This is a genomic window from Micromonospora sp. CA-240977 (assembly GCF_050942285.1).
GTDB lineage: Bacteria > Actinomycetota > Actinomycetes > Mycobacteriales > Micromonosporaceae > Micromonospora.
The window spans coordinates 1277644-1297044 of record NZ_CP192055.1 but is presented as its reverse complement, the minus strand read 5'-3'; the positions used below and the strand labels follow the sequence as shown (position 1 = coordinate 1297044).

At 73.0% G+C, this 19401-nt stretch carries 20 protein-coding genes; 9 read left to right on the top strand and 11 right to left on the bottom strand.

Features of this window, described 5'->3' with window-relative positions; translation table 11 throughout:
* Positions 1–168: 168 nt before the first annotated feature.
* The gene (locus tag ACQPWW_RS06160; RefSeq protein ID WP_433129994.1) at positions 169–762 is read right to left on the bottom strand and encodes a pentapeptide repeat-containing protein; all 594 of its coding nucleotides are present in this window, start codon (positions 760–762) and stop codon (positions 169–171) included.
* Between the two features lie 98 nt (positions 763–860).
* Between ACQPWW_RS06160 and ACQPWW_RS06155 the strand changes: the two genes are divergently transcribed.
* A complete protein-coding gene (locus ACQPWW_RS06155; RefSeq protein WP_433129992.1) occupies positions 861–2093 on the top strand; it encodes a serine hydrolase domain-containing protein in 1233 nt (410 codons plus the stop codon).
* A gap of 296 nt (positions 2094–2389) precedes the next feature.
* Here ACQPWW_RS06155 and ACQPWW_RS06150 read toward each other — a convergent pair whose 3' ends face one another.
* Both ACQPWW_RS06150 and ACQPWW_RS06145 read right to left on the bottom strand, forming a co-directional pair.
* Positions 2390–2854, bottom strand: a complete 465-nt coding sequence (locus ACQPWW_RS06150) for a PPOX class F420-dependent oxidoreductase (RefSeq protein ID WP_433129990.1) — start codon at positions 2852–2854, stop codon at positions 2390–2392.
* A gap of 42 nt (positions 2855–2896) precedes the next feature.
* Complete coding sequence (locus ACQPWW_RS06145; protein WP_433129988.1) at positions 2897–3535, bottom strand: DUF6642 family protein; 639 nt, start codon at positions 3533–3535, stop codon at positions 2897–2899.
* A gap of 313 nt (positions 3536–3848) precedes the next feature.
* Between ACQPWW_RS06145 and ACQPWW_RS06140 the strand changes: the two genes are divergently transcribed.
* Positions 3849–4628, top strand: coding sequence for a D-Ala-D-Ala carboxypeptidase family metallohydrolase (locus tag ACQPWW_RS06140; protein ID WP_433129986.1), 780 nt, complete (start codon positions 3849–3851; stop codon positions 4626–4628).
* An 88-nt stretch (positions 4629–4716) separates the two neighbouring features.
* Here the strand turns inward: ACQPWW_RS06140 and ACQPWW_RS06135 are convergent, their stop codons facing one another.
* The 3 genes from ACQPWW_RS06135 to ACQPWW_RS06125 form a co-directional block, all read right to left on the bottom strand.
* Positions 4717–5070: a hypothetical protein gene (locus ACQPWW_RS06135; RefSeq protein ID WP_433129984.1), complete on the bottom strand. Its 354-nt coding sequence runs from the start codon at positions 5068–5070 to the stop codon at positions 4717–4719.
* Positions 5071–5272: 202 nt separating this feature from the next.
* A complete protein-coding gene (locus ACQPWW_RS06130; protein ID WP_433134164.1) occupies positions 5273–6073 on the bottom strand; it encodes a response regulator in 801 nt (266 codons plus the stop codon).
* Positions 6052–7311: a sensor histidine kinase gene (locus ACQPWW_RS06125; protein WP_433129982.1), complete on the bottom strand. Its 1260-nt coding sequence runs from the start codon at positions 7309–7311 to the stop codon at positions 6052–6054. The genes ACQPWW_RS06130 and ACQPWW_RS06125 overlap by 22 nt, the downstream gene beginning before the upstream one ends.
* Before the next feature lie 131 nt (positions 7312–7442).
* On the opposite strand from ACQPWW_RS06125, the gene ACQPWW_RS06120 reads away from it, so the two are divergent.
* Genes ACQPWW_RS06120 through ACQPWW_RS06105 form a run of 4 tightly spaced genes read left to right on the top strand, consistent with a single transcriptional unit; the run spans position 7443 to position 10481 of the window.
* Complete coding sequence (locus ACQPWW_RS06120; RefSeq protein ID WP_433129980.1) at positions 7443–8339, top strand: ABC transporter ATP-binding protein; 897 nt, start codon at positions 7443–7445, stop codon at positions 8337–8339.
* A complete protein-coding gene (locus tag ACQPWW_RS06115; protein WP_433129978.1) occupies positions 8336–9133 on the top strand; it encodes an ABC transporter permease in 798 nt (265 codons plus the stop codon). The genes ACQPWW_RS06120 and ACQPWW_RS06115 overlap by 4 nt, the downstream gene beginning before the upstream one ends.
* 2 nt (positions 9134–9135) lie before the next feature.
* On the top strand, positions 9136–9885 hold the full coding sequence (locus ACQPWW_RS06110) for a YqeB family protein (protein ID WP_433129976.1): 750 nt from the start codon (positions 9136–9138) through the stop codon (positions 9883–9885).
* 32 nt (positions 9886–9917) lie between these two features.
* A complete protein-coding gene (locus ACQPWW_RS06105) occupies positions 9918–10481 on the top strand; it encodes an SOUL family heme-binding protein (protein ID WP_433129974.1) in 564 nt (187 codons plus the stop codon).
* A 1-nt stretch (position 10482) separates the two neighbouring features.
* Here the strand turns inward: ACQPWW_RS06105 and ACQPWW_RS06100 are convergent, their stop codons facing one another.
* The 3 genes from ACQPWW_RS06100 to ACQPWW_RS06090 are packed head-to-tail and all read right to left on the bottom strand — an operon-like array spanning position 10483 to position 14714.
* A complete protein-coding gene (locus ACQPWW_RS06100) occupies positions 10483–11478 on the bottom strand; it encodes a hypothetical protein (RefSeq protein WP_433129972.1) in 996 nt (331 codons plus the stop codon).
* 48 nt (positions 11479–11526) lie between these two features.
* Positions 11527–13956, bottom strand: coding sequence for an FtsX-like permease family protein (locus ACQPWW_RS06095; protein ID WP_433129970.1), 2430 nt, complete (start codon positions 13954–13956; stop codon positions 11527–11529).
* Positions 13950–14714, bottom strand: coding sequence for an ABC transporter ATP-binding protein (locus ACQPWW_RS06090; protein ID WP_433129968.1), 765 nt, complete (start codon positions 14712–14714; stop codon positions 13950–13952). The genes ACQPWW_RS06095 and ACQPWW_RS06090 overlap by 7 nt, the downstream gene beginning before the upstream one ends.
* Positions 14715–14883: 169 nt before the next feature.
* Between ACQPWW_RS06090 and ACQPWW_RS06085 the strand changes: the two genes are divergently transcribed.
* Genes ACQPWW_RS06085 through ACQPWW_RS06075 form a run of 3 tightly spaced genes read left to right on the top strand, consistent with a single transcriptional unit; the run spans position 14884 to position 17275 of the window.
* Positions 14884–16041: a sensor histidine kinase gene (locus ACQPWW_RS06085; RefSeq protein WP_433129966.1), complete on the top strand. Its 1158-nt coding sequence runs from the start codon at positions 14884–14886 to the stop codon at positions 16039–16041.
* Positions 16038–16706, top strand: a complete 669-nt coding sequence (locus ACQPWW_RS06080; RefSeq protein WP_433129964.1) for a response regulator — start codon at positions 16038–16040, stop codon at positions 16704–16706. Before ACQPWW_RS06085 ends, ACQPWW_RS06080 begins: the two co-directional genes overlap by 4 nt.
* Before the next feature lie 29 nt (positions 16707–16735).
* Positions 16736–17275 (top strand): DUF1697 domain-containing protein, encoded by a 540-nt coding sequence (locus ACQPWW_RS06075; protein ID WP_433129962.1) that lies wholly within the window; start codon positions 16736–16738, stop codon positions 17273–17275.
* A gap of 43 nt (positions 17276–17318) precedes the next feature.
* Here ACQPWW_RS06075 and ACQPWW_RS06070 read toward each other — a convergent pair whose 3' ends face one another.
* Both ACQPWW_RS06070 and ACQPWW_RS06065 read right to left on the bottom strand, forming a co-directional pair.
* The gene (locus tag ACQPWW_RS06070) at positions 17319–18296 is read right to left on the bottom strand and encodes an MBL fold metallo-hydrolase (RefSeq protein ID WP_433129960.1); all 978 of its coding nucleotides are present in this window, start codon (positions 18294–18296) and stop codon (positions 17319–17321) included.
* A gap of 154 nt (positions 18297–18450) precedes the next feature.
* Positions 18451–19356 (bottom strand): serine hydrolase, encoded by a 906-nt coding sequence (locus tag ACQPWW_RS06065; protein ID WP_433129958.1) that lies wholly within the window; start codon positions 19354–19356, stop codon positions 18451–18453.
* Between the last annotated feature and the right edge of the window lie 45 nt (positions 19357–19401).

The window sequence follows — 19401 nt, the reverse complement described above, 5'->3', positions numbered from 1 at the left end:
TCGACCGCCGCGAGCCGCGCCGTCCACTGTGGGTCGTTTCACGTTTGCACCGGTGTGGACGACACGCTAGATCCGGAGCGCCGGACGTGTCCAGCCCGCGACCGGACGCCGTCGGACGACCCGGCCCGCTCGATCGGCGTGGCCGCTGGACCGCCCCCGCCTACCGCGTCAGCCGATCCGGAAGCCGAGCACCTGCGCGATGACGATGGCCTGCTCGGCGTCGACGATGGCGCCGTCCCGCTCGACGACCGTCGGGTCGAGCGCGGTGAGATCGCTGCCGCGCAGGTCGGCGCCGCCGAGCCGGACGTTGCGCAGCTGCGCGCCGGACAGGTCGACGCCGGTGACCGTGGCACCGGTGAGGTTGGCCCTGGTCAGGTCCGCCTCGCGCATCCGCACCCCGGTCAGGCGGACGCCCCGCAGGTCGGCGCCGGGCAGCGCCACGAAGGACCAGTCACCGCCGTCCACCACCATCGGACGCAGGTCGCACTCGACGAAGGTGCTGCCGATCAGCTTGCAGCCGGCGAACTCCGCCTCGAAGAAGTTGCACCGCCGGAAGACGCAACGGGTGAAGGCGGAGTCGACGTGCCGGGAGGCGTTGAACAGCACGTTGCCGAACGTGCAGCCGGTGAAGACCGCGCCCCGGCTCACCGCCTCGGTCAGGTCCACGTCGAAGAACTCGCAACCCACGAAGTGCCTGTCGACCAACTCCTCGCCGTACCAGTCCTCGTTGCGGAAGGTCACGTCCTCGGCCAACTCCGGCATCCGGCCAGGCTAATCGGCGCCACCGCCAACCGACGGGTCGGTGCCCCCGGTGGCGGCCCCCTTCCGGTCCCGGAGTACCGGCTAGTAGGTTCGGCGACGTGAGTGTGGCGCGAAGCACGGACCCCGATCAGATCGGTTTCGACCCGACGCGGCTGGCGCGGATCGACGAGCACTTCGGCAGGTACGTCGACGACGGCCGGCTGGCCGGTTGGCAGGTGGTGGTCACCCGCCGTGGCGAGGTGGCGCACTCCTCGACGTACGGGCTGGCCGACCGGGAGTCGGGCGCACCGGTCGAGGCCGACACGCTCTGGCGGATCTACTCGATGACCAAGCCGGTCACCTCGGTCGCGGCGATGATGCTGTGGGAGGAGGGCCGGTTTGAGCTGACCGACGAGATCAGCCGCTGGCTGCCGGAGTTCGCCGACCTGCGGGTCTACTCCAAGGGGTCGACGCTCAAGCCGTTCACCGTGCCGGCGGCCGAGCCGATCCGGGTCTGGCACCTGCTCACCCACACCGCCGGGCTCACCTACGGCTTCCTGCAGACCTCGGTGGTGGACGGGCTCTACCGGGCCGCCGGTTACGACCTGTACCCGCCGGACGACGTCGACCTCGCCGGCGCCTGCGCGGCCTTCGGCGAGCTGCCGCTGCTGTTCCAGCCCGGCTCCGCCTGGGGCTACTCGGTCGCCACCGACGTGCTCGGCCGGCTGGTCGAGGTGATCTCCGGGCAGAGCCTGGACGCGTTCTTCGCCGATCGGATCTTCGGCCCGCTGGGCATGACCGACACCCGCTGGTGGATGGACGGCGACGAGGCCGGGCGGCTGGCCGCGCTCTACGTACCGGAACCGCGCAGCGGCCGGGCCGTCCGGTACGACAGCCTCGGCGCGCTCGCGTACCGCAAGCCGACCCTGTTCTCCGGCGGTGGCGGTCTGATCTCCAGTGCCGCCGACTACCACCGCTTCACCCAACTGCTGCTGCGCGGCGGGGAACTGGACGGGGTCCGCCTGCTCGGGCCGCGCACGGTGCGGTTCATGACCCGCAACCACCTACCGGGTGGCCAGGACCTGGGCACCCTGTCCACCGGCGGTTTCGCCGAGACGACACTGGACGGGATCGGCTTCGGCCTCGGGTTCGCGGTGGTCGAGGACCCGATCCCCAGCCGGGTGCCGAGCAGCGTCGGCGAGTTCTACTGGGGTGGGGTGGCCAGCACGGCCTTCTGGGTGGACCCGGCCGAGGAGATCACTGCGCTGCTGTTCACCCAGCTGATGCCGTCGAGCACCTACCCGCTCCGCTCCCAGCTGCGTCAACTCGTCTACGCCGCACTTATCAACTGACCGGCACTGCGACGGATCGGCGGCGCAGCGGGCGCCGGACGGTCAGGCTGCCGACCCCCACCCGGGTCCTGTCGCCGCTGTAGAGCTGCCCCAGATGTGGGGCAGCTCTACAGCGCCCACCGCCGCCACAACCCAGGCCAGCAACCCGCCACCACCGGCCGCCCCGAATATCCAGCCGCCCCGAATATGGGGCAGCTCGACAGCCCGCCGGTCAACCCATGGCCTCCGTCCGCGTCGGTACTCCGCGTCCGTCGGCGGTCTCGGCGGTCGTGACGTCGGGCTGAGCGTGATCGCCCTCAGTCGGCGAGGCGGGCGGGGAAGCCGCCGGTGGCGATCGGGCCCCAGGCGTCGATCGTGACCCGGATCAGTGACTTGCCCTGGCGCACCATCGCGGCCCGGTAGTCGTCCCAGTCCGGGTGCTCGCCGGAGATGCTGCGGAAGTATTCGACGAGCGGCTCCACCGCCTCGGGCAGGTCGAGCACCTCGGCGGTGCCGTCGATCTGCACCCAGGGGCCGTTCCAGTCGTCGCTGAGCACGCACGCCGACACCCGGGGATCGCGGCGGATGTTCGTCACCTTGGCCCGCTCGGGGTAGGTGGCGACCACCAGCCGGCCCTGCCCGTCGATCCCGGCGGAGACCGGGGACGACTGCGGGCGGCCGTCGGCCCGAGTGGTCATCAGCAGGACGCGGTGTCGCGGCCGGAGGAAGTCGAGCAGGCTGTCCCGGTCGACCCGGGTGTTCCGTGCGATGCTGCGCGCCATCCCCCGTTCCTACCAGGGTGGCGGCGACGTAGTGGCAGCGGGTCAGCGGGGCCGGGCCGCGGAGCGGTGCGCCGCCTGGGTGGGCACCCGGGGGCGGCCGGAGGGACGCCAGGCCCGACCGTTGGCATAGATCACCCGAAAGCCGAGGTACGAGGCGAGCGGCGCCCAGTGGGCGGAGCCCATCCGCAGCTCGGCGGCGTTGTGCCGCTGACCGTTGGCGAGCACGTCGAGCAGGACGGTTTCGAAGGCCGCCGACTCGACCCAGTCGACTTCTCGGCTGAAACCGCAGATCAGCGCCGCCCCGGTGACCTCCAGGAACTCGCGCAACACCGCGTCCGAGGCGCGCAGCACCGAGCAGCTGCCGAAATAGAGCCGCCGCCCCTCGGCGCGGCCGGCCATCAGGTCGGCCACCTCGTTCAGCTCCACCGACTGCCAGTCGGTGAGGCAGAGCCGGCTCGGCTCGCCGTGCATGGCGAAGAAGCCGACCCGGTGGTCGGCGTACTGCTTGAGCAGCCAGCGGTCCAGGAAGTAGAACAGCTCGTCACGCGTGGCCGCGTCCTTGTGGATGAAACGGATCTTGCCCAGTCGTTCCAGCAGCTCGAGGGTGGGCAGCACGGAGCCCCGCTCGTTGAGATCCCGGTGCCACTGACCCTCGACGCAGAAGACGCCACCGCGTGCCACGTGCACCTCCGCCAGTCCGCCGTCCGGGGCTGACGTTACCGCCCGCCACCGACAGCGGAACATCACCCTCGGTGTGGTTGATTGCGACGTTCGGTGTGCTTGTCGTGGTTGGTCGGGGCCGGGGCGATCGGCAGTGAATGGCTGTTTCGCAAATCAGCCTAATTCCCAGCCAATACCCAGGGACGACGGTTTGTGAGGACGATTCTCGTTAATCACCTCCAACGGCCCCGATCAGTGTCACTGTGGAAATCGCGGGACTTCTTGGTCGATGTCCTGGAGCCACCCCATTCGCTCTCCTATCGGGAGGACTTCTGTGCGCGTAAACACCTTGAAGCGGGCCGCCGTCGCATTCGCCCTGGCACTGCCGGGCGCAGCGATCGCCACGGTTGTCGCCGCGCCAGCGGCACACGCGGACGGCTGTTACACCTGGAACCGCAACCTGTACCAGGGACGCTCGGGCGACGATGTCCGTCAGTTGCAGATCCGGATCGCCGGCTGGGCCGGCTACCGGGACATCGTGGAGAACGACGGCCGCTTCGGACCGAAGACCGCCGCCGCGGTCAAGCGGTTCCAGCAGGCGTACGGGCTGCGTGCCGACGGCGTCGCCGGCCCGCAGACCTACACCAAGCTGTACCAACTCCAGGACAACGACTGCACGCCCGCGCACTTCAGCTTCACCGAACTGGACAACGGGTGCGGCGGGTCCGGATACAGCGGTGGCCCGCTCTCGGCGGCCCAGACCCGGCAGAACGCGCTACGCACCATGTGGAAGCTGGAGGCGCTGCGCAAGAGCCTCGGGGACAAACCACTCGACGTGTCCAGCGGCTTCCGCAGCCGCGCCTGCAACGACCAGGTCGGCGGCGCGTCCGACAGCCAGCACCTGTACGGCAACGCGGCCGACGTCACCCCACGGTCGTCCTCGCTGTGCCAGACCGCCCGCGGTGCCCGCAACCACGGCTTCAGCGGGATCTACGGGCCGGGCTACCCCGACCACGACGACCACGTGCACGTCGACTCACGGCGCGAGAACAACAGCGACGACAGCTCGAACACGACGAGCTGGTCGGCGCCGGACTGCGGGGTCGGCAACTAGCTGCCCGCCCAGCGCGACGTCGGCCCGACGCGGAGGGGGGATCCTCGCGCCGGGCCGGCGTCATGTCGGCCCCGGGTACCGGCGAAGCTCAGCTCGCCCGGGGCCAGCGCGGCGCGGTGACGGGGGGCGTCACCGGCCGGCCAGCAGCGGCGGGCCGTGCCCCCGGCGGGGCGACCCGCGCGGTCTGCTGCCGCGACGGCCCGGTCGCCGTGAAGGGGAAGGGCACGTGCACGAACGGGTTGCCGTGCCGGATCACCGCCTCGATCTGCCGCTCGTTGAGCCCGTGTGTCTCCAACACCCGTCGCCCCCAGCGGTGCAAACGGCACGGGTAGGAGGCGCCGTCGTTGCGGCACAGCGGCCCCGTGGGCCACTCCTCGGCGGTGTGCACGACCACCGCCCGGACCGCGAGCCGAACGTCCTCCGGGGTCAGCGGTGCCGGCATTGGCACCTCCCCCAGTACCTGATCGATGGGATCCGTCGACTGCTCACCAACTCGCACGGCAGGCCTCCCGCAGCTCGGCAGCGGTACGGCGGACTCACCGCACCGACATCCTCGGCCATGGATACGGCCGGCACCGGACGAAAGTTCAAATCCGGTACGCGCCAAGCAGATCCTCCGGCGACCGGACGTGCAGCCCGTCGTCTCAGACGAGGCCGGCGTCGTGCACGAGCAGGGCCACCTGGACCCGGTTGTTCAGGTCGAGCCGGGTCAGCAGCCGGGAGACGTACGCCTTCACCGTCGCCACACTCATGAACAGCTCTCCCGCGATCTCCGCGTTGGTGCGGCCCCGCCCCAGCGCGACCGCCACCTGCCGCTCCCGTTCACTGAGCCCGCTGAGCGCCCGCAGCGCCCGCTCCCGGCGCGGGTCCGGGCCGGCCGGAGCGGGGATGGCGGCGGTCACGTGGGCGATCAGCGTGCGGGTCACCGTCGGGGAGAGCGTCGCCTCGCCGGCTGCCACCCGTCGCACGGCGTGCACGATCTCCGCCGGCGGGGTGTCCTTGAGCAGGAAACCGGCCGCCCCGGCGCGTAGTGCCCGCAGCACCTGCTCGTCGGCGTCGAAGGTGGTCAGCACCAACACCTCCGGCGGGTGCGGCTGGGCGCGCAGCGCCTCGGTGGCGGTCAGCCCGTCCACCCGCGGCATCCGGATGTCCATCAGCACCACGTCCGGGGCGTACGCGGCGACAGCGGCGGGCACCTCACCGCCATCGGCCGCCTCACCGACCACTGTCAGGTCCGGCAGGCCGCCCAGGATCATCGAGAGGCCGGCCCGGACCAGGGCGTCGTCATCCACGATCAACACGCGCACCGACGGCACCACCGACCCGGGCCCGGCGGCACCGACAGGCTCCGACGCGCTCGAACGTGCCGGCGCGCCCGATGGCCCCGGCACACCCGAAGGCCCCGGTGCGCCGGAGGGCACTGTCACGCCGGCCACGGCAGCCAGGCCGCCAACCGGAAGTCGCCCGCGTCGTCCCGACCGTAGGCGAGGCGACCGCCAGCCAGCGTGACACGCTCGCTGATGCCCACCAGCCCGGTGCCGGCCCCCGGCAGCGTGCCGCCGGCCGGCGTGCCGACCGGCCACCGGTTGCCGATCGCCACTGTCAGACCTTCGCCCGGGCCGCCGGCCACGTCCAGCCGGACCGCCGCGCCGGCCGCGTGCTTGCGGGCGTTGGTCAGACCCTCCTGCACGATCCGGTACGCGGCCCGGCCCAGCGCCGCGGGCACCTCCCCCGACCGGTCCACGGTGTCGCTGACGTCGAGCCGCATCCCGGCAGACCGCGACTCGGCGATCAGGGCCGGCAGGTCGGCGAGAGTGGGCTGCGGCGGCTCGGGGGCGTCGCCGTCGGTGCTGTCCTCGGCCCGCAGCACCCCGATCACCTCGCGCAGGTCCTGAAGGGCGGCGTGCGCGCTGCCCCGGATCACCCCGGCGGCGCGGGCCACCTCGTCGGCCGGCGCGTCCGGGCGAAACTCCAGCGCGCCCGCGTGCAGGCTGAGCAGCGAGATCCGGTGCGCCAGCACGTCGTGCATCTCCCGGGCGATCCGGGTGCGTTCGAGGTGGCGGGCCTGGCTGACGCGAAGCTGCTGCTCCGCCTCGGCCCGCTCGGCGCGCTCGCGCAGCGACACGATCAACTGCCGCCGGGCCCGGACGAACATCCCCCAGGCGAGCACGGCGAGGCTGATCACCACGCCCCACGACAGGGTGACCCAGTAGGACATGCCCGGATCCGGACGAAGCCAACTGAACACCACGTTGGTGAGCAGACCGACCCCGGTCACCGCCACCGCGACGGCCGTCCGTCGGTGCACCACCACCGTGAAGTAGAGGATGACCAACGGGATGGCCGAGGCCATCGAGAACAGCGTCAGCGGCGTCGTGGCCACCATCAGCCCGAGCGGCCACCGGCGGCGCAGCCAGAGCAACCCGCAGCAGACCAGCCCGATCAGCGCGTCCACGCCGGTCATCCAGTCCTGCGGCAACGGTGTGGTGATCGCCGGATGGGGCGACAGGGCGTCCGCGGTGGCGAACAGGACCCAGAGCAGGCTGATCAGGAAGGCCAGGGTGTCGACCGCCCAGTCCCGCCCGGTGCGCCGGGGCCGCCGGGCCGCCTGGTCCGGGCTGGCCGCGCCGGCCAGCGCCCCGGGCAGCAGCCAGGGGTGTTCCGGGACGGCGAGGCTGGTCACGGCACCATGCTAGGCAGCCGACGGGCGCCACGACCAGCTACCAAAGTCGAGACCCGACCAGGACCAAGGTCGCCGCGACACCGACCGGTGGCCGCAGCGGATGGCCGGGGGGCGCGGGCAGGCTCGACGACATGATCAGCGTGGAGAACCTCACCAAGCGGTACGGGCCGCACCCGGCCGTGGACGACGTCTCGTTCCAGTGCCAGCCGGGCACCGTCACCGGCTTCCTCGGCCCCAACGGCGCCGGCAAGTCCACCACCATGCGGATGATCTGCGGCCTCACCGCGCCGACCGCCGGCCGCGCCACTGTGTCCGGGCTGCCGTACCGGGAGCTGCCCAACCCGGGACGCGAGGTCGGGGTCCTGCTGGACGCCTCCGCCCAGCACGCCGGGCGCACCGGCCGCGAGGCGTTGACGCTGTCCGCGTACACAATGGGTCTGCACCGGAGCGAGGTCGCCGCGAAGCTCGACCTGGTCGGGTTGAACGCGGTGGCGGCGAAGCGTCGGGTACGGGCGTACTCGTTGGGGATGCGCCAGCGGCTCGGGCTGGCAAACGCGCTGCTCGGCAACCCTCGGGTGCTGATCCTCGACGAGCCGGCCAACGGGCTGGACCCGGAGGGGATCTTCTGGATGCGCGGCCTGCTGCGCGACTTCGCCGACCGGGGCGGCACCGTGCTGCTCTCCTCCCACCTGCTGCGCGAGGTGGAGGCGGTCGCGGACCGGCTGGTGGTGATCGGGGGTGGCCGGATCGTGGCCCAGGGCGACAAGAACGAGCTGTTGGGCGGTGGCGGCACCGTGGTCCGGGCCCGCGACGGCGCGGCGCTGCGTCGCGCGCTGGACGCGGCCGACCTCACCGCCGCCGACAGCTCGGAGGGGCTGCTCGTGCAGGCCGACGCCGAGGCGGTCGGCCAGGCCGCCGCGAACGCCGGCGTCGCGCTGGCCGAGCTGCGCCCCGCCAGCGGCGGTGGCCTCGAACAACTCTTCCTCACCCTGACCGCAGGGGAATCCACCAAGGAGGCCGTCCGATGACCACCACCACCGCGCCCGCGGCCGACGCCGTCGCGCCCCGGCAGCACACCCCGGTACGCCGACCGTCGCTGCTCCGCCTCAGCACCGTGGAGCTGCGCAAACTCGTCGACACCCGCGCCGGTCGCTGGCTGCTGATCACCATCGGCCTGGCCACCGCCGCGATCGTCACCCTGCAACTGATCTACGCCGGGGACGCCGACCAGACGTTCCTCAACTTCTTCGTCCCCTCGCTGCTGCCGGTGTCGGTGCTGCTACCGGTACTGGGCATCCTGTCGATCACCGGCGAGTGGTCGCAGCGCACCGCCCTCACCACGTATGCCCTGGTGCCGCGCCGGGAGCGGGTCGTCGCCGCGAAGCTGACCGCCGTGTCGCTGACCGCGCTCGCCTCGGTGCTGACCAGCCTGGCCGTCGCCGCCGTCGGCACGCTCGTGGCGTCCGCCACCGGCGGCGCGGGCACCTGGCAGTTCGACGGGTCGCTGCTGCTCAACGCGGTGGTCATCCAGGTCACCAGTGTGTTGATGGGCGCGGCCTTCGGCCTGCTGCTGCTCAACCCGCCGCTGGCGATCGTCGGCTACCTGCTGCTGCCCACCCTCTGGGGGGTGCTCGGCGAGATGGTCAAGCCCCTGCGTGGCCCGTCCGAATGGCTGGACACCAGCAAGACAATGGATCCGCTGTTCAGCAGCGACGCCCTCACCGGCGGGCAGTGGGGACGGATAGCGGTGTCCCTGCTGGTCTGGATGGCCCTCCCGCTGGCCGCCGGTCTGTTCCGGACGCTGCGCCGCGAGGTGTCCTGACCATGGACGTGTCCGGCTACCGGCCCCGCACAGTGGTCAGCGGCGGCCCACTGGAACTGGTCGTCATGTGGCTCGGCTTTCCGCTGCTGGGTGCGGGCGCCGGATGGCTGCTCGCGGCGACGACCGGTTGGCTCGCCCGGCTGCCCTGGGTGCCGTTCGGCGACCTTGTCGAGTGGCTGGACCGGCTGCCGGAGCCGCAGGCCACCCTCGGCACCGTCGCGGTGGGCGTCCTGGCCGGCCTGGTCGTCGCCGGGATCGGCACCGCCGAACGGCTGATCGTCACCGTCGACGCGGCGCAGGTCCGGCTGCGCCGCGCCGACCAGGACCGGGCCGTCGCGCGGGTCGACACCCGGGTGGTCTTCCTCGCCGACAAGCATCTGGTGCTGCTCGACGGCGACGGCGCGGAACTGGCCCGGGAGTCGACGGACCTGCCGGCCGCCAAACTGGCCGAGGCGTTCCGCGGGCACGGCTGGAGCTGGGCGGACGACGATCCGCACCGGTCGGCGTACCGGCTGTGGGTGCCCGAGCTACCCGGTCTGCCCGGCGGCGCGGACGCGCTGCTGCGCGCCCGCGAACGGGCCATCGAGCGGGACCGCCGCGACGACGCCCGGGAGCTGCGCCGCGAGCTGGCCCTGCTCGGGGTGGTGCTGCGCGACGAGGGCAAGCGGCAGTACTGGCGGTTGACCGCGCGGGCGGTCGCCCCGGGACCGGAGCAGCCGACTTCGGCCGAGCGGGAGCCGGACGGGCGGTAGCGTCTGTCCCAGGAGATCCTGGGAGCCGCGCAATGACCGAACAGCAGCCGTACCGGGTGGTGTCCCGACACCCCGGCTTCGAGCTGCGTCGGTACCCGGCCCACCTGGTGGCCGAGATGCAGATCCAGTCGTCGTTCACCAGGGCGCCGATCGAGGCGTTCCGGCCGCTGGCCGCGTACCTCGGTGGCGCCAACCGGGCCCGGCACCCGATCGGGACGGCCGCGCCGGCGATGCCCGCGGCCGGCAGCTCGGAGAGGATCGCGATGACCGTTCCGGTGATCCAGGTGGAGGGTGAGCGGCCGGGCGCGTACCTGATCCAGTTCGTGATGCCTGTCGCCTTCACCGCCGCCACCCTGCCCGAACCGGTCGACCCGAGGGTGCGGACCCGCGAGGTGCCCGCGCAGCTGGCGGCGGCGATGCGTTTCTCCGGGCGGTGGACGGAGCAGGCGTTCAGCCAGCGCGCCACAATGCTCGGCCGCTCGGTCACCGCGACCGGGCTGCAACCCACCGGCGCGATCCGGTACGCGCGCTTCGACCTGCCGTGGAAGCCGTGGTTCCTGCGCCGCAACGAGGTCGTGCTGCCGGTCGTCGAGTGAGCTACCGACGGTTCTCGGCGGTCGGCCAGGCCAGCAGCACTGCCATCCCGAACCCGGAGAGCAACCCGCACAGCGAGACCAGCAGGTCGGAGTCGGCCGCGTTGATCGGGCTGTTGCCGGCCAGCTCGGTGAACGTCGCCCCGACCGGCAGCAGGATCAGCATGGGGATGGCCGTGACCAGCAGGAAGGCCATCGGGCCCACAAGCGCGGCGAGGGCGGCCAGAGCGTGGTGCCGCCAGATCGGTCGACCACCCGGCCAGTCCCACGCCAGCACTGTGACCCCGGTGAGCAGCGCCCCCCCGAGGGCCATCTCCGGCAGCAGTCGCGTCCCGGGCGGGACGGCGCGGACCAGCCCCACGCCGAGCAGCGCCGCCACGGCGAGGCCGGCCGCCAGCCCGACGCGGGCCCGGGACCGCGCCGGGGCCGCCGCCAGCGCGGCGCCCACGGCCAGGACGACAAGCAGCGCCGCGGTGGCCAGGGCGCCCTGGTTCAACTCCGGCTCCCGGTCCGTCGGTGACTCGATGCCGGCCGCCACCAGGGTCAGCACCCCGGCCACACACGCCGCGCCGGTCAGCGCCTTCCGCTCGGCGGCTTCCGGCGCACCGCGCTGCGACAAGGTGCCGCGCTCGGGCCACCACAGAGCGGCGGCGAGCGCGCCGAGCAGGGCGCAACCGCCGACGGCGAGCAGCACCGTCGCCCGGACGCCGAGCGGATCGACCCGGTCGACAGCGACGTCGGCGGCAACCCAGCAACCGCCGAGCAGCACGGCCGACCGCGTCCAGCGCAACCGCCCCCGGCCGGCCAGCACCAGCCCGATCGCCGCCGCCATGATCGACATGAAGCGCAGGTCGCGCGCCCAGTAGGCGTTGTTGCCCGGCAGCGCCTCCGACCACGGGCCGATCGGCTCGGTAAGCGGTTGCAGCACTGTCACACCGAACGCCCAGAGCACGACGGCGGCGGCGGAGAGCAGCAGCCCGAGCGGGCGTGCGAATCGCATCAGTGGACGGTAGCGGCCCGGTCGCTCTCCCGGGGGGCGGGAACGCCGTCATCCGGCGACACCGATCGGTGACCGCACGGGACGGTGCCGCAGCAGCCGCCACGTCGGCAGGATGCTCGCGAGGGCGGAGAGCAGGAGACACAACCCCACCACACCGGCGATCACCGACCACGGCACCACCAGGTCGACTGGCGCACCGACCTGCTCGGCGAGGCCGGCGCGGATGCTGAGCAGGCCGACGAAGGCGACAGTCCCCCCGAGTAGCGCACCGATCAGCACCACCACCGCGGACTCGGCAGTGACCAACCCGATGACCTGCCGCCGGGTCGCCCCGGCCAGGCGGACCAGCCGCAGGTCGGCGGCCCGGCCGGCGGCGGCCAGCACCACAGTGTTGGCCACCGCGATGGCACCGTAGCCGGCCGACACACCGATCAGCAGCAGCGTGAACAGCCAGACGAGGCGGTCCTCGGCAGCGTCCGCCTCGGCCGCCCAGGTGGCGACGTCGACGACCCGCGCGCCGACCGGAGGATCGATCCGGTCCCGGACGTACACGGTGGACGTGAGGGCCGACGGGTCGTGCGTCCGCACCACCGCCCGGGGCAGGAGCAGATCACCGGGGAGCGAGTCGTCGGTGACAACGGCGACGACGCGCAGCGACACCAGTTCCCCGTCGGCGAAGACCACCGCGTACGGCTCGGACGGCCGCAGGTTCGCCGAGGCGGTCACCACCACCGTGTCGTCGCCGCGCAGGTCGTCGAGCGAGCCGGCGACGACGGTCAAGGCCCGGTTCGCGGCGGCGAAGCCGACCGGGTCCACGCCGAGCGCGGTCAATGGCCGGTCCGCGGGCACCGTCGCGGGATCGGTGCGGAAGACAGTGGTCGGCAGGAGGGCGGTGCCACCGGTGCCGGTCACCGCCTGGTCCGACAGACCCGGCGCCCGGTCGGGCACCACGATCCAGCCGGCGTTCACGTTGTCCGCCCGACCTGCCGCGTACGCGGCGGTGGTGGTCCGCACCATTCCGGACACCAGCACCGCGAAGGCGACAGTCAGCAGCACCGGCGCGGCAGTGGACGCGGTCCGCCGGGTCGCGGTCAGCGCTCCGCCCCGCACCAGCATCCCGATCGCGCCACCGGAGCGCCGCACCGGCGACCGCAGCAGTCGCACCACCGGCCCGACCACCGCCGGGGAGAGCACCGTGGCGCCGGCCACCAGGGCCATCACCGCGTACAGGGCGTACTGCGCCGCCACGCGGGCCTCGCCGGAGGTCGCCGTCCCGACGCTGAGGGCGACCCCCGCCGCGACGAGCAGCGCGCCGACGCCGACCCGCAGCCGCCCGATCGGCCGCTGCTCCACCGCCGCCTCGCGCAACGCCTCCATCGGTCGCACCCGTGCCGCCCGGCGCGACGCCGACCAGACGGCCAGCAGCGCGATCACCGGCCCGGCGACGAGCGAGAGCGCGACCGGCCACGGGGTGTACCGGACCCGGAAGGTCGAGGGTTCGAAGCCGACGTCGACGAGCAGCCGACCCAGGAGCGGGGCGAGCAGCGCGCCGACAAGCAGACCGACGAGTCCCGCCGAGGCGCCGACGAGGAGCGCGTCGACGTACACCATGCGGCGGACCTGGCGTCCGGTGGCGCCGACGGCGCGGAGCAGGCCCAGTTCACGGCGGCGCTGCGCGACTGTGAAGGCGAAGGTGGAGGCGACAACGAACACCGTGACGAAACCGGCGAGGACCGCCGTGCCGGTGAGCACCTGCATGCCGATCCAGCGGGTGCGGGCGTCGTTGCGCGGCTCCAGCGCGCCACGCGCGTCGCCGGTCAGCACCTGTCCGTCCGGACCGACGACGCCGCGCGCCGCCGCGGCGACCCGCTCGGGGTCGGCCCCCGGCGCGAGCACCAGCCCGATGGCCCGGACGCCGGGCGCGAGCGCCGCGGCGACCTCGTCCGCGACCTGGACGCCGGGCGCGTCGACCAGACCGGTGACGGTGTACGGCTCCGGTCCCGCCGCCGTGAGCACTGTGACCGGCGCGCCGCTACGCAGCCCGAGGGCGCTGTCGACGACCACCTCGCCGGGCCGGTCGGGCGGCTCGCCGGCCGTCAGGCGCAGTCCGCCCAGTCGGGCGCTGGACCAGCCGTGCCCCTGGTGGGCGTCCTCGCGCCCGGTGTCGGTACCCGCGGGTCGGCCGTCGACGAGTGGCTGGGCGTAGAAGGTCCGGTCCGGCACCGCCGCCGCGACACCGGGCAGAGCGGCCAGCCGGTCGACGAGTCCCTCCGTCGCGGTTGCGGACCAGGGGCGGGTCGGCAGGAACGAGTCGGCCGACGCGCCGGCCTCGGGGCTCTGCACCACGACCGCCGCCCGCGCGAGCCGGTCCGGCACCTGTGGACGCCCGGAGGCGAGCAGCAGGGTGGCCGCCGCGACGAGCGCGACCCCGATGGCGACGGCCACGAACGCGCTGGCCGACCGCCGGATGCTCAGCACGACGACTCCGTAGCGAGCCGGGACGTGTCAGTCTCCCGCTCGGCGATCCGGGCGGCGACGACAGCCGCGGTGATCCCGCCGTCCAGCTCGTCGACGACGCGGCCGTCGGCGAGCAGCAGGACCCGGTCGGCGTACGCGGCGGCGGCCGGATCGTGGGTCACCATCACCACTGTCTGCCCGTGGTCGTCGACGAGCGCCCGGAGCAGTCGGAGCACCTGACGGGACGCCGCACTGTCCAGCGCCCCGGTCGGCTCGTCGGCGAAGACCACCGCCGGGCGGGTGATCAACGCGCGGGCCACGGCGACGCGCTGCTGTTCGCCGCCGGACAACTCACTCGGCCGGTGCCCGGCCCGGTCGGCCAGTCCCACGGCGTCGAGCGCGGCGGTCACGTCCCGGGCCGCCGGGCGGCGACCGGCCAGGCGCAGCGGCAACTCGACGTTCTGCGCGGCGGTCAGCGTGGACACCAGGTTGAACGCCTGGAACACGAAGCCGATCCGGTCGCGCCGCAACCGGGTCAGCTCGTTCTCGCCGAGGTCGTTCAGGCGCGTGCCGTCGATCGTGACGACCCCCTCGGTCGGGCTGTCCAACCCCGCCGCGCAGTGCAGCAGTGTGGACTTCCCCGAGCCCGAGGGGCCCATCACCGCCGTGAACGTTCCGCTCGCGAAGCTGGTGCTCACGTCGTCGAGCGCCGTCACCCGCCGGGTTCCGGTGCCGTACACCGCGCGTAGCCCCGTCAGGGTCACCGTCTGTGTGGTCATGACCAATACGGTGCCGGTTGCGGGGGGTGGCGCGCGTCGTGCCGGAGCGGGCACTTTCCGGCCCTCCCCCGGGTGGACGCGGCGGCCCGGAAGCACCGGCGCGTCATCCTCCGTGATGACCACCCACGGGTGGACGCGGCCGACCCGGCCGACCGATACCGTCGGACCGGTGACGGCTCTCCTGCTGACCCGGCGACTGCGGCCGGTGGATCTGTACCTCGTGGACGCCGTGCTCGCGCTGGTGGTCGGTGGGCTCCTCTGCCCGTACGCGGCGCTGGAGTCGCCGGAGCACGGTGGCCTACGCGAGCCGCTCTGGGTGTCCGTGCTCGTCGGGATGGCCCTCGGGCTGCCGTTGGCAGTCCGGCGCCGGTGGCCGATCCCCGTCGCCGTGGTGATCAGCGGCGGCACCGCCGCAACCCTTGTCACCGGCGTGATTCCCAGCTTCGCCGCTGCCGCGCCGGCGGTCGCCATCGGCCTGTCCTTCTACACGGTGGCCGTGTCGACGACCACGCGCCGATCGCTGCTCAGCGCCGCTGGTTGTCTCGCTCTGGTCAGCGCCGCACTGGTGTTGACCGCTGGTGACCTCTGGTCGCGCACCGGTGGCGTCGTCTACGCGGCCGTCATGATCGCGCCCACCTGGGTGATCGGCTGGCTGCTCCGCGAGCGACGTGCCCTCGCCGCCCGGCAGAGTGACCAACTGGTCCGTCAGGCCGCCACTGAGGAACGGCTGCGGGTGGCGCGTGAGCTGCACGACGTGGTCGCGCACACGCTGAGTCTCATCGTGGTGAAGGCGGCCGTCGCCAACCACGTCGCCGAGGCCGACCCGCGGGAGGCGGGGGCCGCCCTGCGGGTGATCGAGGAGACCGGCCGCAACGCGCTGACCGACGTCCGTCGGGTGCTCGGCGTCCTGCGCGAGAACACCCCGTACGCGCCGACGCCCGGCCTGGACGAGCTGCCGGCGCTGGCTCGGCAGGCGGCGATCGGCGGCGTCGACGTCCGGCTCGACGTCCGACGCGAGGAACCGGACGGCGCGGTGCCCGAGTCGGTGGGCCTCGCGGTGTACCGGATCGTGCAGGAGGCGGTGACAAATGTGGTGAAGCACGCGGCGCCGGCCGCCTGCCGTGCCCTGGTGACCGTCACCGCCGACGAGGTGCGGGTGGAGGTGACCGACGACGGCCGGCGTCCGGTCCTGGTCGGCGGGGAGGGGCACGGGTTGATCGGCATGCGGGAACGGGTGGCGTTGCACGGCGGGGAGTTCCGGGCAGGGCCCCGCTCCGACGGCGGTTTCGCGGTGACGGCCAGCCTGCCCTATCGGGTGGCGGCGTGATCCGGGTACTGATCGCCGACGACCAGGCGCTGCTGCGCGGCAGCTTCCGGCTGCTCGTCGATCTCGCCGGGGACTGCACCACTGTCGGTGAGGCTGGCACCGGCGTGGAGGCCGTCGCGTTGGCCGGACAGCATCATCCGGACGTGGTGCTGATGGACGTCCGGATGCCGGAGATGGACGGCATCGAGGCGACCCGGCGGATCTGCGCCGACCCGGCGACGGCCGGCACCCGGGTCATCATCCTGACCACCTTCGACCTGGACGAGTACGTCTACGGCGCGTTGCGGGCCGGGGCCAGCGGGTTCCTGCTCAAGGACACCCCACCGGCCGACCTGCTGGCCGGGATCCGGGTGGTTGCCGCCGGGGAGGGGCTGCTCGCGCCGACGGTGACCCGCCGGTTGATCGACGAGTTCGCCCGGCGGGCCGAGCCGACCCAGCCGTTGCCGCGCCAGCTGGACGGCGTGACCGAGCGGGAACGGGAGGTGCTCACGCTGATCGCCCGTGGTCTGTCCAACGCGGAGTTGGCCGCCCGGCTCAACCTCAGCCAGGCGACGGTCAAGACGCACGTCGGGCGGTTGTTGACCAAGTTGGCGGTGCGGGACCGGGCGCAACTGGTCATCGTCGCCTACGAAACGGGTCTGGTGGGGCCGGGCGGCCTACGCTGAGCCGGTCGACCCGCACCCCAGGAGGAGCCATGACCCGGTACGTCGCCCTGCTACGCGGGGTCAACGTCGGCACCACCCGGCTGGCGATGGCCGACCTGCGCCGAATCGTCACCGACCTCGGCCACGAGGATGTCCGGACGTACCTGCAGAGCGGCAACGTGGCCTTCGGCAGCACCGTACGCGACGCGGGAAAGCTGGCCGCCGGGATCGAACGGGCGCTCGCCGACGAGCTGGCGTTGACAGTGCCGGTGCTGGTGCGCAGCGGCCGGGAGTTGGCGGCGGTGGCCGGTGGCAACCCGTACGCCGACCGGGAGGACGACCCGACGCGGCTGCTGGTGGCCTTCCTCGCCACCGCGGCGAAGAAGTCAGCAGTGGACGCGCTCGCCGTGCCCGGTGGGGAGAACGTGTCCTTCACGGTGACCGGTCGGGAGGTCTTCCTGCACTTCGTCGACGGCGGGTACGGGCGGTCGAAGTTCACTAACGCGTACCTGGAGAAGAAGCTCGGCGTGGTGGCCACCACCCGCAACTGGAAGTCGGTGCGGGCCCTGGCCGAGCTGACCGCCTCCTGAGCACGGTGGGGGTCGTCGGCCCGGCGACCCCCACCGGCGCTGCTCAGAAGTGGTATGCGGTCTCGTACTCGGGCACCAGCACCCGGCTGCGCGGCGAGATCCGGCGTACCGCCGCGATCATCTCGGTCAGTCGGGTGCGGTCGGCCGGGGCGACCGACGGCGGGTTCTGCAACGCCGTCTCGAAGTTGTCGTAGTGCACCGGCACCACGACCTTCGGGTAGTCGAGGCCGGCCAGCAGCCGGGGCAGGTAGTCGCCGGTGGTGGTGGCGCTCTGCATGGCCACCATCGCCACGTCGGGCGCCAGGCCGGTGAGGTTGCGCTCGGCGACGTCGCTGGCCCCGGTGAAGTAGACCGACGGGCCGTCGTCGACCCGCAGCAGGTAGCCCAGCGTGTCGCCCTCCGGCAGGTCCGCGATGGTCGCCGGCGGCGGGGGCTGGGTCACCCGCACCCCCGGAAAGGCCACGGAGTACGACGGGTTGCGGCTGTGCAGCGAGCCGACCACCTCGACGGTGTGGTCGCCGAAGTCCAGCACCTCCCCGCCCTTCACGGCGCTGAGCTGCGTCGACGGCAACCCGTAGGCCAACCCCAGGTGGTACGCGGTAAGCGTGCCGAACACCCGCGCGCCGGTGCGCTTGGCGATGTACGGCACGTCCATGAAGTGGTCCCAGTGGGTGTGCGTGACAAGCACCGTGGTGGCCCGGTCGACGCGCGGGTCGATCACGTCGGTGCGCACCGTCAACGGGGTGTCCGTCCGGAACGCGCCGGTGAACAGCCCGGTGTCGATCCGGCTGAGGAACGGGTCGACGAGGACGGTGCGGTCGCCGATGTCGACGCGCCAGCCGGCGGTACCCCACCAGCGGAAGCTGACCGCGCCCTTGCGGCGAGCGGTGGGCGTGGGCGCGGCGGTCGAGGGCGCGGCCTGGGCCGGGGTGGCGACGCCGGTGGCGAGTCCACCGGCGGAGACCAGGGCGGTGGTGGCGGCGGCGTCGCGCAGGAAGCGTCGACGGTCGAGACTGGGCATGCGGATCTACTCCCCGTGGTCGGGCGATGTGTCGACCACGAGCCAACCAGCGGCACCGGGCCGCGGTCCAAGATCGAAGGCGGTCGGCTCCGATACGCCTCGGGATATCGGACCAGCTCAGAGGCGGCCGGCCGAGGTCGCGGCGGGCCCGAAATCAGTTGCCGCGCAACGCCTCGACGGCCGTGCGGGCGGCCTCCCCCATCGCCAGGTCCACGTCGATCCGGCGCGGCGTCAGCTCTTCGGCACTGGCGAAGACGGCGATCGCGTACCGGCCGCCGTCGGGGTATTCGGCGACTCCGGCCTCCAGGTGCAGGCCGGGCAGGGTGCCGGTCTTGCCGGAGACCCGGACGCCGGGCGGAAACCCGGCGGCCAGTCGGGTCCAGAAGATCTGCCGGGCCATCCAGGCGCGGACCATCGCGCACGCCGCCGCCGGCCCGGCCTCGTCCCGCCAGATCAGGGTGAGCAGTCGGGTGATCTCCCGGGCCGTGCTGGAGGTGGTGTGCGCGGGATCGAAGACCCGCATCGCCCGGACCCGGTCCGCCGACAACGTGGGGAAGATCCGGGCGAACTCCGCCTCGGTCCGCGCGCCCACGTCGGTGAGCATCATCTCGACCAGTTCCCGGGGACCGCCGAGGACGCGGGTACGGGTCAGCCCCAGCTCGACGGCGAGCATCGGCAGCAGGTCCGGGCCGACCCGGCGCAGCAGCAGGTCGGCTGCCGTGTTGTCGGTGACCGACATGGCGAAGTACGCGAGGTCGCGCAGCGACACCTCGGCGTCGTCGGCGCAGCCGGCCAGCCCCCACCCGCCGAGCCGGTCGGCGGCGGTGACCACTACCCGCTCGGTCGGATCCAGCTGACCGGCCTCGACCTGCCTGGCGAACTCCAGCACCAGCAGGATCTTGAAGATCGAGGCGATCACCACCTGCTCGTCGGCCCGTACCCCGACCTCCGGACCGCCGACGCCGACGGTCCGGTCCGCGGCGTCCAGGTCGACGACGTGCAGACTGGCCGTCACCCCCACGGCGGCGAAGATCTCCTCGATGCGCTCGCTGACGTCCACGCCAGCACGGTATCCAGCGGCGCCGTGGCGGCGCTGGCGTAGGGT